Origin of the sequence: Pseudomonas fungipugnans, assembly GCF_029955235.1 — a bacterium.
Taxonomy (GTDB): Bacteria; Pseudomonadota; Gammaproteobacteria; order Pseudomonadales; family Pseudomonadaceae; genus Aquipseudomonas; species Aquipseudomonas fungipugnans.
The window spans coordinates 1,783,965-1,796,720 of the sequence record NZ_JARBWL010000001.1; the positions used below are offsets into that span (position 1 = coordinate 1,783,965).

General features: G+C 60.8%; 11 protein-coding genes. 8 read left to right on the forward strand and 3 right to left on the reverse strand.

The window, feature by feature from the left end; genetic code table 11:
- Positions 1-221 precede the first annotated feature (221 nt).
- Positions 222-770, forward strand: coding sequence for an RNA polymerase factor sigma-70 (locus POF45_RS06925; RefSeq protein WP_150713131.1), 549 nt, complete (start codon positions 222-224; stop codon positions 768-770).
- A 155-nt stretch (positions 771-925) separates the two neighbouring features.
- On the opposite strand, the gene POF45_RS06930 is transcribed toward POF45_RS06925, so the two are convergent.
- The 3 genes from POF45_RS06930 to POF45_RS06940 form a co-directional block, all read right to left on the reverse strand.
- On the reverse strand, positions 926-1,939 hold the full coding sequence (locus POF45_RS06930; protein ID WP_259495380.1) for a GNAT family N-acetyltransferase: 1,014 nt from the start codon (positions 1,937-1,939) through the stop codon (positions 926-928).
- 75 nt (positions 1,940-2,014) lie between these two features.
- Complete coding sequence (locus tag POF45_RS06935) at positions 2,015-2,839, reverse strand: substrate-binding periplasmic protein (RefSeq protein ID WP_259495381.1); 825 nt, start codon at positions 2,837-2,839, stop codon at positions 2,015-2,017.
- Positions 2,840-2,932: 93 nt separating this feature from the next.
- Positions 2,933-3,559 carry a TetR/AcrR family transcriptional regulator gene (locus tag POF45_RS06940; protein WP_259495382.1) on the reverse strand — a complete coding sequence of 209 codons (627 nt, stop codon included), beginning with the start codon at positions 3,557-3,559 and terminating at the stop codon, positions 2,933-2,935.
- A 188-nt stretch (positions 3,560-3,747) separates the two neighbouring features.
- On the opposite strand from POF45_RS06940, the gene POF45_RS06945 reads away from it, so the two are divergent.
- From POF45_RS06945 to POF45_RS06975, 7 genes are all read left to right on the forward strand, one after another.
- On the forward strand, positions 3,748-5,538 hold the full coding sequence (locus tag POF45_RS06945; RefSeq protein WP_259503221.1) for an acyclic terpene utilization AtuA family protein: 1,791 nt from the start codon (positions 3,748-3,750) through the stop codon (positions 5,536-5,538).
- A gap of 12 nt (positions 5,539-5,550) precedes the next feature.
- On the forward strand, positions 5,551-6,420 hold the full coding sequence (locus POF45_RS06950) for an SDR family oxidoreductase (RefSeq protein ID WP_282315414.1): 870 nt from the start codon (positions 5,551-5,553) through the stop codon (positions 6,418-6,420).
- Positions 6,421-6,423: 3 nt separating this feature from the next.
- Positions 6,424-8,040, forward strand: a complete 1,617-nt coding sequence (gene atuC / locus POF45_RS06955; protein ID WP_259495384.1) for a geranyl-CoA carboxylase subunit beta — start codon at positions 6,424-6,426, stop codon at positions 8,038-8,040.
- A 25-nt stretch (positions 8,041-8,065) separates the two neighbouring features.
- Positions 8,066-9,223: a citronellyl-CoA dehydrogenase gene (gene atuD, locus POF45_RS06960; protein WP_259495386.1), complete on the forward strand. Its 1,158-nt coding sequence runs from the start codon at positions 8,066-8,068 to the stop codon at positions 9,221-9,223.
- Complete coding sequence (locus POF45_RS06965) at positions 9,220-10,017, forward strand: enoyl-CoA hydratase/isomerase family protein (protein WP_259495387.1); 798 nt, start codon at positions 9,220-9,222, stop codon at positions 10,015-10,017. Before atuD ends, POF45_RS06965 begins: the two co-directional genes overlap by 4 nt.
- Before the next feature lie 152 nt (positions 10,018-10,169).
- A complete protein-coding gene (locus tag POF45_RS06970; protein ID WP_282315415.1) occupies positions 10,170-12,131 on the forward strand; it encodes an acetyl/propionyl/methylcrotonyl-CoA carboxylase subunit alpha in 1,962 nt (653 codons plus the stop codon).
- 58 nt (positions 12,132-12,189) lie between these two features.
- Entirely contained in the window at positions 12,190-12,732 is a 543-nt protein-coding gene (locus tag POF45_RS06975) for a 3'-5' exonuclease (RefSeq protein ID WP_259495389.1), read from the forward strand.
- The last annotated feature ends 24 nt before the right edge of the window (positions 12,733-12,756 follow it).

Here is a 12,756-nt window from a genome sequence, read left to right on the forward strand (position 1 = left end):
TGAGAACGGATGACGTCTTGAAATAATTAGTCGGCAGGCTGCAAGCCGGCGGGGGATGGGTGCGTCAGTGCGTCGCAGTTCACAGTACGCACTTTTTTAAAGCATTAATTCTCCTTCTCAATTGACAATCATTATCATTCAACATAATTTGTCGCTCGATGTGTAGGACGACTCCTGATTTCTTGTCGTCCCACGCCCCTATTTGCAGCAAGGTGATTTCCATGACGGAACAAGTATCCACAAGCAGGTGCGATTCACCGCTACTTCAGGCTTTTGTCGACAACCGACTGATTCTGGTCAAGATTGCAGCCCGCATTACCGGTTGCCGGTCGCGCGCCGAAGACGTGGTGCAGGATGCGTTCTTCCGGCTACAGTCAGCGCCGCAGATCACCTCCTCGATCAAGGCGCAGCTGAGTTACCTGTTCCAGATCGTGCGTAACCTGGCGATTGATCACTATCGCAAGCAGGCGCTGGAGCAGAAATATTCAGGGCCTGAAGAGGAAGGTCTGAACGTGGTCATTCAAGGCGCATCGCCCGAAACCTCGCACATCAATTTCTCGACCCTGGAACACATCGCCGACGCGCTGACCGAGTTGCCGAGTCGTACGCGTTATGCCTTCGAGATGTACCGCCTGCACGGCGTGCCGCAAAAAGACATCGCCAAGGAACTCGGCGTCTCGCCGACCCTGGTGAACTTCATGATTCGCGATGCGCTGGTGCACTGCCGCAAGGTGTCGGGGAGTCGGGCGGATACCTTTGCCCGACGCTAGGATCCGGAATCTCATCGCCCCCATTCGCGAGCAGGCTCGCTCCCACAGGAGATCTTCTGCGAACACTTTATTTGTGGGTCACAGAGATCAAATGTGGGAGCGAGCCTGCTCGCGAAAGCAGGCTCAAGATCAATACAGATCTTGAGCCCTGAGCATCACGCCAACGAACACCGATCAAAAAACCGCTCACGCCCCAGCATCATCAGCGCCGCGCGCTTGTGCGGGAAGTCGAACTCTTTCTCGCAGTGAAAACACTGGTTGTGCATGTACCCGATCATCTTCGCGTTGTCGGCACGCGGCTCGGCGACCACTCGTTGGGTGCGCGGATCATCGAGAAACAGGTAATGCACCAGCGCCGATAACCAGCTCGCCACCTTGTGCGGGCCGCGATGATTTTCTTCACCCACCAGCATGTGGATACCACGGTCGTAATCATCGGTGTCGTAGAACGGCGCAATGCGGTCTTCCTTGGCCCAATAGGCCTCGAAATAGGCGAACGGCTGGTCATCGAAACAGCCGATCAGCGTCAACGTATGCGGATCGGCGTCGAGTTTGCTCAGGTACTCGCGATGTTGCTCGAGGCTGCCCTCCTCCTGCCAGAAACTCGCCACCCGCGGGTTGTTCTGCCAGCGGTTGAAGCGCACCAGATCGTTGTCGATTTCCAGGGTTCGCAAGGACACCCAGGCACCGAGTCGCGCATCGAAACGCCGATAGACTTCGCCGCGTGGCTTGACCGGGCGCAGCGGGTGGCGCTTGCCACCGCTGATCACCCTCTGCTGCGGGTAACTGGCGGTGATCGACGTCCCCAGCCACGGCTGCGGCAACTGCCAGAACAGCGTGCGCTCGCAGCGATACTGGCCAACGATATCGGTCGCCACCAGCAAACCGCTGAGCAAGGCTTCGGTAGGGGGTTCGTCCAGGCACCAGACCAGACGCTGGCACGCAGGATCGCGGGCAAACAGCCAATAACAGGCCGCCCAGAACGCCTGGCCGGCTGGCCGGCTGAAGCGTTCCTCGACCTGCAACTGCAACTCGGGCTCACGCTTCAGGCGCAACGTGATCAGCGGTTGCCCTTCAAGGCTGAGGCTCAGGCGGGTTTGGGTTTCATCAGCGCCAAGCACGCTGCCTGACGGCAAGGCCAGGGTAGACAGGTCATTCAGATTGGACATGGGTCGGGCTCACGGTAATCGTCGACAGTTCAACGAAGTGACGTGAGCCAAGAGGGGAAATTTAAGCGAGGCCGCTCATTTAGCGACCTGCGGCACGCTTGCCGTACCCGGCGCTGACACCGGCACGACCGCGATCTTGTACGGATCGAAAATCTTCAGCATCTGGCCGTTGTCGCGCAAACCCTGCAGCAGCTTGCCAAACGCCTCACCGGTAATGGGCGCCTGCGGCCGGATCAGCGCGTAGTGGTGATAAATCTGATCGGTACGCTGTGACACCAGCAACTGGCCGGCGACCTTCTCGTTGCGCAGCAGGTAATCGAACAGATAAGAACGGGTGACCAGGGCAATGTCTGCGCGCCCACGCAACACCATCAGCAGATTACTGTCGTGGGAGTAGGTCAGCGTGGCATTGAAGTTCTGCGCGAGGAATTTGGGGTCGGCATTGAAGTTGGCGAATTCATAGTGATAACCACTGAACAGCGCCAGGCGCTTGCCCTTGAGGTCGTCGAAATAATTTTGCTGACGGTCGGGCTCCTGTTGTGCGACGAAAATCTCGGCGTCTTCCAGGCCCATGTCGACATTGGTGTGGGGAATGTCCTTCCAGCCCCAATCGGGATTTTCGAAGATCGCCATGTCCACACGGGCCTGCTTGAAGTCGCCGAACCGGCGGGGAATCGACGTGGGCACCAGCACAAACTTGTAGTCGGTTTGCAGCGCATTCAGGGCATCAACCAACTCAGGCAACAGCCCGGTATCGGCGCCGGACTCGGGGCGCACGGTGTAGGGCGGAAAATGCGCGGCACCGACCCGAACTTCCTGTGTAGCCAGGGACGGCGACACCCATAACACCGACAGTATCGCCAGCAATAGCGGCGAGGCCGTGCGAAATGACGAAGACATCAAAACAACCTACTCCCCGATAAAAATAAACATCCATGCATTCAAGCTAGGCGGTTTCGCCGACTTAGCCAGTTTCCTGTCAATACAAACTGCTTATGGCGTCTGCTCCAGCACCAGAATCAAGGCTTCGTCGGCCAATTGATCAAGGCTCATGCTGCCATCGGCGCGAAACCAGGTCGTGGTCCAGGACAGCGCCCCCGTCAGGAAACGCCGGGTGATAAACACGTCGCCGCGAATAAACCCGGCGTCCTTGGCCTCACCCAGGACGTTCAACCAGATTTCTTCATAAATATCGCGTAACGCCAGCACCTGCGCCTGGCCTTCTTCGGACAATGAGCGCCATTCGTAGACCAGCACCGCCATGGCTTCTCCGCTACCGCCCATGATCGACTGCAATTCGCAACGGATCAGCGCCAGCACCCGCTCGCGCACGTTGCCGGCTTCGACCAGGGCCGCGCGCATCAATGCCGTGTTGTAGCGAATCGTTTCTTCCATCACCGCCCGCAGGATTTCGTCCTTGCTTTTGAAGTGATGAAAGATACTGCCCGACTGAATGCCCACCGCACCGGCCAGGTCGCGCACCGTGGTGCGTTCGTAGCCTTTGTTGCGGAACAGGTGGGCCGCCACTTGCAGCAGTTTGCCGCGAGCGCTGTCCGGGTCGGTCAACTGGCCATTATCGACCAATTCGCGCATTACCCTCAGGGCTTTTTGCTCGTCCACCCGTTCTCTCCTACAGTCGATCAGACAAATGCTGCGCTCGCCGCAAAACAGCGGCTTGCGCGGGCAATTTAAGCTGGCGGAGACGACCAAGCAAGCGCTTGGCCAGAAGATATTTCAGACGTTTACAAACCAAGCGCTTGCTTGGTAGTCTCGATACACTTCTTTCGGAGGTGGTTATGCCGTTGACTGTGCCAACTACAATTCGCATCGGTTGCGCCAGCGCATTCTGGGGCGACACCTCGACCGCCGCCGCACAACTGGTGGAAGGCGGACGGCTGGACTACCTGGTCTTCGATTATCTGGCCGAGATCACGATGTCGATCATGGCCGGCGCCCGGATGAAAGACCCGCTGGCCGGGTACGCCAGCGACTTCATTGAAGTCCTCAGCCCGCTGCTCGGCCAGCTCGCCGAACAAAAAATCCGCGTCATCAGCAATGCTGGCGGGGTCAACCCGCAGGCCTGCGCCGCCGCCTTGCAAGCGGCTTGCGACAAGGCCGGCGTGGCCCTGAAAATCGCCGTGTTGCTGGGCGACGACCTGCAACCCCAATTCAAGCACCTGAGCAGCAGCGGCATTCACGAGATGTTCAGCGGTGCGCCGTTGCCACCGATGTGCGTCTCCACCAACGCCTACCTCGGCGCGCCAGGCATTGTCGAAGCGCTACGACTGGGCGCCGATATCGTGATCACCGGGCGCGTGGTCGACAGCGCCGTGGTCAGTGCGGCACTGGTGCATACGTTCGGCTGGTCCTGGCATGACTACGACAAACTCGCGCAAGCCGCATTGGCTGGGCACATCATCGAATGCGGCGCGCAGTGCACTGGCGGCAATTTCACCGACTGGCGCGACGTACCCGACTACGAACACATTGGCTTCCCGATTGTGGAGGTCAGCGCCGACAGCCAGTTCATCGTCAGCAAGCCCGACGGCTCCGGCGGGCTGGTCACGCCGCTGACCGTCGGCGAGCAGATGCTCTATGAAATCGGCGACCCACGCGCCTATCTGCTGCCGGACGTGGTCTGCGATTTCAGTCAGGTCAAGCTTCGGCAACAGGGCAAAAATGCCGTTCACATGCAGGGCGCCAAAGGCCTGCCACCGACCGATCAGTACAAAGTCAGCGCCACCTGCCCGGACGGCTTTCGTTGCACCGCCAGTTGCCTGATCGCCGGGATCGATGCAGTCGCCAAAGCGCGCCGGGTCAGCGATGCGATCATCAACAAGACCTCAGAGATTTTCAGCCAGCGCGGCTGGGCGCCCTATAGCGAAGTGAACATCGAACTGCTGGGCAGCGAAGCCACCTACGGCCCCCACGGCCAGCGTCAGGACAGCCGCGAAGTGGTGATCAAACTCGCGGTGCGTCATCCGAATAAGCAGGCGCTGATCGTGTTCTCCCGGGAAATCGCCCAGGCCGCCACCGGCATGGCGCCGGGGTTGACCGGGATCGTCGGTGGGCGGCCAACGGTGTATCCAGTGATTCGCCTGTTCTCGTTCCTCATCAACAAAAGCGCCTGCGAACTGCAGGTCGATATCGCCGGGCAACGTCATTCATGTGCCCTGCCCGTCCTCGAACCGCTGGACAGCAGCGCCCTGCCTGCGCCTCACGTCCTGCCCAAACCTCAAGGCCGGGCCGACGCCAGCGTGGCGCTGGTCAAACTCGCGGTGGCGCGTTCCGGGGACAAGGGCAACCACAGCAACATCGGCGTCATGGCGCGCCAGCCCGAGTACCTGCCGTGGATCGCCGAAGCGCTGACGCCACAAGTGATTGTCGACTGGATGAGTCACGTCCTTGACCCAATTTACGGTCGCGTCGAACGCTGGTATCTGCCCGCCAGCCACAGCCTGAATTTTCTGCTGGAAAACGCCCTCGGCGGCGGTGGCGTGGCCAGCCTGCGCATCGACCCACAAGGCAAGGCCTTCGCCCAGCAACTGCTGGAAATCCAGATCCCCGTTCCCCGGGGCATCGCCGACCAGGTCAACTAGAGGACCGCCGCCATGGCTTACGACTCGATTTTCAAGGCTGATCTGTTCGCGGGCTTTACCGTCATCGTCACCGGTGGCGGCAGCGGTATCGGCCGTTGCACCGCCCACGAACTGGCAGCCCTCGGGGCCCATGTGCTGCTGGTGGGGCGCAAGGCCGACAAGCTGAAAAGTGTCGCGCTGGAGATTGCCGAAGACGGCGGCAAGGCTGACTGGAAAGTCTGCGATATTCGCGACGAGGACGCGGTCCGGCACCTGGTGAGCGAACTGATCCGCGAACACGGGCCGATACAGGGGCTGGTCAACAATGCTGGCGGCCAGTACCCGTCGCCCCTGGCGTCGATCAATCAGAAAGGCTTTGAAACGGTGTTGCGCACCAACCTGGTGGGCGGCTTCCTGATGGCCCGGGAAGTATTCAACCAGTCCATGAGCAAGCACGGCGGCAGCATCGTCAACATGCTCGCCGACATGTGGGGCGGCATGCCCGGCATGGGCCATTCGGGCGCGGCGCGTTCGGGCATGGACAACTTCACCAAGACTGCCGCCTTCGAATGGGGTTATGCCGGGGTACGGGTCAACGCCGTGGCACCAGGCTGGATCGCTTCCAGCGGCATGGACACCTATGAAGGCGCGTTCAAGGCCGTGATTCCGACCCTGCGTGAACACGTACCGCTCAAGCGCATCGGCACCGAATCGGAAGTCAGCGCGGCGATTGTGTTCCTGCTCAGCCCGGCGGCGGCATTTGTCAGCGGCAGTACCCTGCGCATCGATGGTGCTGCCAGTCTCGGCGGGCGGGCGTGGCCGATCCATAAAGCGCAGAACAGCGAATCGTATAACGGCTTTCATCGCGCCTACATTCCCGACGTGCTCAAGGACAAGGAATAAGCCATGCCGGTGATCCAGTCGCAACTCGACCCGCACAGCGAACAGTTCGCGCAAAACCGTGCGGCAATGCTGACAGGCGTCGAGCAGCTCCGGCTACTTGAGCAGAACCTGCTGAACAGGGCAGCCGAAGCCAAGCCAAAATTCGACAAGCGCGGGCAATTGCTGCCCCGCGAACGGCTCAATCTGCTGCTCGACCCCGGTGCGCCGTTCCTCGAACTGGCAAGCCTGGCCGGCTATAAATTGCACGACGACAAGGATGGCAGTTCCGCCGGTGGCGGCCTGATTGCCGGCATCGGCTATGTGTCCGGCGTACGGGTGTTGGTGGTGGCAAACAACAGCGCGATCAAGGGCGGCACCATTTCCCCCAGTGGCTTGAAAAAGTCCCTGCGCCTGCAACAGATCGCCATGGAAAACAAATTGCCGGTGATCACCCTCGCCGAAAGCGGCGGCGCCAACCTGAATTACGCGGCGGAAATTTTCGTCGAAGGCGCGCGCAGTTTTGCCAATCAGGCGCGGATGTCGGCCATGGGTTTGCCGCAGATTACTGTGGTGCATGGCTCGGCCACGGCGGGCGGTGCTTATCAACCGGGGTTGTCGGACTACGTGGTGGTGGTGCGCGGCAAGGCCAAGTTGTTTCTGGCCGGCCCGCCACTGCTCAAGGCCGCGACCGGTGAGGTCGCCGGCGATGAAGAACTCGGCGGTGCCGAGATGCACGCGCAAGTCGCCGGCACCGCCGAATACCTGGCCGAGAACGATGCCGATGGCCTGCGTCAGGTGCGGGAAATTGTCAGTCTGTTGCCATGGAACGAGCAGTTGCCATGGTTGCCCGAACGGCGTTGGGAAGAACCGCTCTACCCCATCGACGAGTTGCTGGGACTGATCCCCGACGACACGAAAAAGCCCTATGACGTGCGCGAGATCATCGCGCGCATTGCCGACGCTTCGAACTTCCTCGAATTCAAGGGCGAGTTCGATCAGCAAACGGTCTGCGGTCACTTGCAGATTCAGGGCCGCGCTTGCGGTTTCATCGGCAACAACGGGCCGATCACACCCAAAGGCGCAAGCAAGGCTGCGCAATTCATTCAGCTGTGCGACCAGAGCCAGACACCGTTGCTGTTTTTCCATAACACCACCGGGTTCATGGTCGGCACCGAGTCCGAGCAGCAAGGGGTGATCAAACACGGCGCGAAGATGATCCAGGCCGTGGCCAACGCCCGGGTGCCGAAGCTGACCATCGTGGTCGGCGGTTCCTATGGCGCCGGCAACTATGCAATGTGCGGCCGAGGTCTCGACCCGCGCTTCATTTTTGCCTGGCCCAACAGCCGCACTGCGGTCATGGGCGGCGCCCAGGCCGGCAAGGTGCTGCGTATCGTCACCGAAGCCAAACAGCTCAAGGACGGCATGGTGCCTGACCCGAAAATGCTCGACATGCTGGAACAGGCGGCCGCGCAAAAACTCGACAGCCAGTCCACCGCGCTCTACGGCAGCGCCAGTCTGTGGGATGACGGGTTGATCGATCCACGGGATACCCGGACCTTGCTCGGTTACTTGCTGGATATTTGCCATGAGGCCGAAGTGCGGCCGTTGCAGCCCAACAGTTTTGGTGTCGCGCGTTTTTGATCTGATCGCCAGGAGAACAATAAAAATGATCTTCACCCAGGAACACGAAGCACTGCGTCGCACGGTCCGCCAATTCGTCGACCACCAGATCAATCCCCACGTTGAAGAATGGGAAAAGGCCGGGCGCTTTCCGATCCACGAGATTTTCCGCAAGGCCGGCGACCTCGGTTTGCTGGGGATTTCCAAACCGGAAAAATTTGGTGGCATGGGCCTTGATTACAGTTATTCGATTGTCGCCGCCGAGGAGTTCGGCACCATTCATTGCGGCGGTATCCCGATGTCGATCGGCGTGCAGACCGACATGTGCACCCCGGCACTGGCCCGCTTCGGTTCCGATGAGTTACGCGAAGAGTTTCTGCGCCCGGCAATCACTGGCGAACAGGTCGGGTGCATCGGCGTTTCCGAAGTGGGTGCCGGCTCCGACGTCGCCGGGCTGAAAACCGGCGCCCGCAAGGACGGCGACGACTACGTCATCAACGGCAGCAAAATGTGGATCACCAACTCGCCGAGCGCCGACTTCATCTGCCTGCTGGTCAACACCTCGGACGACAAACCCCACGTCAACAAGTCGCTGATCATGGTGCCGATGAACACGCCGGGCATCAGCCTCAGCTCGCACCTGGACAAGCTCGGCATGCGCAGTTCGGAGACCGCCCAGGTGTTTTTCGACGACGTGCGGGTGCCACAACGCAATCGCATCGGTCACGAAGGCGCGGGGTTCATGATGCAAATGCTGCAATTCCAGGAGGAACGGCTGTTCGGCGCGGCCAACATGATCAAGGGCCTGGAGTACTGCGTCGACAGCACCATCGAATATTGCAAGGAGCGCAAGACCTTCGGCAATGCGCTGATCGACAATCAGGTCATCCACTTTCGCCTCGCCGAATTGCAAACCGAAATCGAATGCCTGCGGGCGCTGGTGTATCAGGCCACCGAGCAATACATCAAAGGCCAGGACGTGACGCGCCTGGCGTCCATGGCCAAGCTCAAGGCCGGCCGCCTCGGTCGCGAAGTCAGCGACAGCTGCCTGCAATACTGGGGCGGCATGGGCTTCATGTGGGACAACCCGGTAGCCCGCGCCTATCGAGACGTGCGGCTGGTGTCGATTGGCGGGGGCGCCGACGAAATCATGCTCGGGATCATCTGCAAACTCATGGGCATCCTGCCGGGAAAAAAGAAATGAGCGCCCTGCCCGATTGCCAGACCTTGTTGCTCGAACCCCATAACGGCGTGTTGCACATTACCCTCAACCGCCCCGAAAGCCGTAATGCCATGAGTTTGCAAATGGTCGCCGAATTGCGGGCGGTGCTGGCGGCGGTGCATGACGACCTGGACATTCGCGCCTTGGTCATCGGCGGCGCCGGCGGACACTTCTGCGCGGGTGGCGACATCAAGGACATGGCCAGCGCCCGCGTCCGGGGCGCGAGTGCTTATCGCGACTTGAACAGGGCATTCGGTGCGCTGTTGCAAGCGGTGCAGCACGCGCCGCAAGTGGTGATTACCGTGTTGCAAGGCGCGGTGCTGGGCGGTGGTTTCGGTCTGGCCTGCGTCAGCGATGTGGCCCTGGCCGATCATCAGGCGCAATTCGGCCTGCCGGAAACCAGCCTCGGCCTGTTGCCAGCGCAAATCGCACCGTTCGTGGTCCAGCGTATCGGCCTGACGCAGACCCGACGCTTGGCGCTGACGGCGGCGCGGTTCGATGGTGTGCAGGCGCGGCGCATGGGTCTGGTGCATTTTGTCGAGCATGACCCTCAAGCCCTGGCCGAACGCCTCGACGAAGTGCTGGCTCACGTACTGTGTTGCGCACCGGGGGCGAATGCGATGACCAAAAAACTGTTGCTGGCCAGCGCCGGACAGACGCCGGATGCGCTGCTGGACCAGGCGGCCGAGTGGTTCAGCGAGGCGGTGACGGGAGCTGAGGGGATCGAGGGGACCATGGCTTTTGTGCAAAAGCGTAAACCGGGGTGGGCGCTCTAGAAGCTTCGCGAGCTGGCTCGCTCCCACATTGGTTCTGCTGTGAACACAAAATCTGTGACCGACCGAAATCAACTGTGGGAGCGGGCTGGCTCCGGGCGGCGTTCCGACGAAGAGGCCCTGACATGCACCGCAATATCCAAGGAAAACCCAGCATGCCCACACTCAAAAAAATCCTCATCGCCAACCGCGGTGAAATCGCCTGCCGCATCCAGCGCACCGCCCAGTCCCTGGGCTATCGCACCGTCGCCGTCTTCAGCGACGCCGACGCCGATGCGCTGCACGTTCAAATGGCCGACGAAGCCGTCAACATCGGCCCGGCTCCGGTGCAGCAGTCTTACCTGAACATCCTGGCCATCATCGACGCCGCCCGCCGCACTGGCGCCGACGCGATTCACCCCGGCTACGGGTTCCTCTCGGAAAACGCCGAATTCGCCCTCGCCTGCCAGAACGCCGGCATCACGTTCATCGGCCCCAGCCCCGAAGCCATCGAGCTGATGGGCAGTAAACGCCTGTCGAAAATCGCCATGATCAAAGCCGGTGTGCCGTGCATCAAGGGCTACGAAGGCGTCGAGCAGGATGACGCCACCCTCCGTCGCGAAGCCGAACGCATCGGCTACCCACTGATGATCAAGGCCAGTGCCGGTGGCGGTGGTCGTGGCATGCGTCTGGTGCAGAACGCCGACGAGTTGCACGAGCAACTGCGCACCGCCCGCTCCGAAGCGTTGCACGGCTTTGGCTGCGACGAACTGATTCTTGAACAGGCGCTGATTGATCCGCGTCACGTCGAGGTGCAGTTGTTTGGTGATCAGCAAGGCAATCTGATCTACCTCGGCGAGCGAGATTGTTCGATCCAGCGCCGGCATCAGAAAGTCATTGAGGAAGCGCCCTGCCCGGTCATGACCGCCCAGTTGCGCCAAGCCATGGGCGACGCGGCGCTCAAGGCCGGGCGAGCGGTGAATTATGTCGGCGCCGGCACCGTGGAGTTTCTGCTGGATGCCGACGGGCAGTTCTACTTTCTGGAGATGAATACCCGGCTGCAAGTGGAACACCCGGTGACCGAACTGATCACCGGCCTCGATCTGGTGGCCTGGCAACTGCTCGTCGCCGAAGGTCTGCCGCTGCCGCTGCGACAAGAACAGGTGCAGCTCACCGGGCATGCGATCGAAGTGCGCTTGTATGCCGAAGATCCGGCCCAGGCATTTCTCCCGCAAACCGGCCGTATCTGCGCGTGGGAGCCGGCATTGCAAAACGGCATGCGAATTGACCATGGCCTGATCGAAGGCCAGAACATCAGTCCTTTCTACGACCCGATGCTCGGCAAAATCATCGCCCACGGCGCTACCCGCGAAGAGGCTCGGCGCAAATTACTGCGGGCGGTACAGGACAGCGTGTTGCTGGGCGTGCAGAGCAATCAGCGCCTGCTTGCCAGCCTGCTCGAACACCCGCAATTCATCAGTGGCACGTTCAGTACCGGTTTCATTGCCGGGTATTTCGCCGATCACCCTTGTCTGCTGGCACAAGTGCCGAGCGTCGAAGCGCTGGCGATTGCCGCTGCGCTGTTCTATCAGGCGTCGGCCCGCGCGCATGCGACACCGTTATCCGGCTGGCGTAACAATGCCAGTGTGCCGCTGCACTATCGTATTGGCCTGGGGGATCAGGATTGGACGGTGACATTGAATGCCGTTGCGGGTGAGCCGTGGCAAGTTCAGGTCGGCGAGCGAACGCTGGCTTTACAAGTGATCCATTTCGATCACTGCCAGATCACGGTGCAAATCGACGGCATTCGCCAGCGCCACGCCTATCGTCTGGACGCCACACATCTCTGGCTGTTCACCCGTCCCGGCAGTCTGCATCTGGTGGACCGTACGCAGCTGCCGGTCAGTACTCAGGCCAGCGTCAGCAGCGGCACACTCAAGGCGCCGATGGACGGGGCGATTGTCGATGTGCTGGTCAGCGAGGGGAGCGTGGTCAGCAAAGGCCAACTGCTGGTGGTGCTGGAGGCGATGAAAATGGAGCATCCGCTCAAGGCCGGCATCGATGGCGTACTCAAGCGCTTGCAGGTTCGGGTGGGCGATCAGGTGAAAAACCGGCAGATTTTGCTGGAGGTCGAATAATCCGTCGGATTTGGCTACGCTCAAGCCCTATCAAGGCGCGGATATCGGGAACCCTTTAATGCCTCACTGGCTGGTCATTGATCTGGAAGCCACCACCGATGAGGGCGGCTGGCCGGTCACGGAAATGGAAATCATCGAAATTGGCGCCACGCTGGTGGACCGCACGGGGCGAGAACTGGATCACTTCCAGCGTTTCGTGCGCCCCTCGCGGCGTCCGCTGCTGACCCCATTTTGCCGGGCACTGACCCACATCTCCCAGGCCAACATCGACAGTGCACAGTCGCTTGTCGAGGTCTGGCCGCTGTTCGAACGCTGGCTCGCCCAGCATCACTCGCGCCTGGAAGGCTGGGCCAGTTGGGGTGATTACGACCGCAAGCAATTGCTTCAGGAATGGCAGGGCCAGCAACTGGAGAGTTTCCTGAGCCAGGTGCCGCACATGAACCTCAAGCAGCGCTTTGCCAAGGCCCGGCGACTCGAACGCCCCCTGGGGCTTAATGGCGCGCTGCAACTGGCAGGGTTGCAGTTCAATGGCCAGCAGCACCGGGCGCTGGAGGATGCACGCAATACCGCGCGGTTATTGCCGCTGGTTCTAGACAGGTGACGGCATAAAAGGCCTTGTGCATAC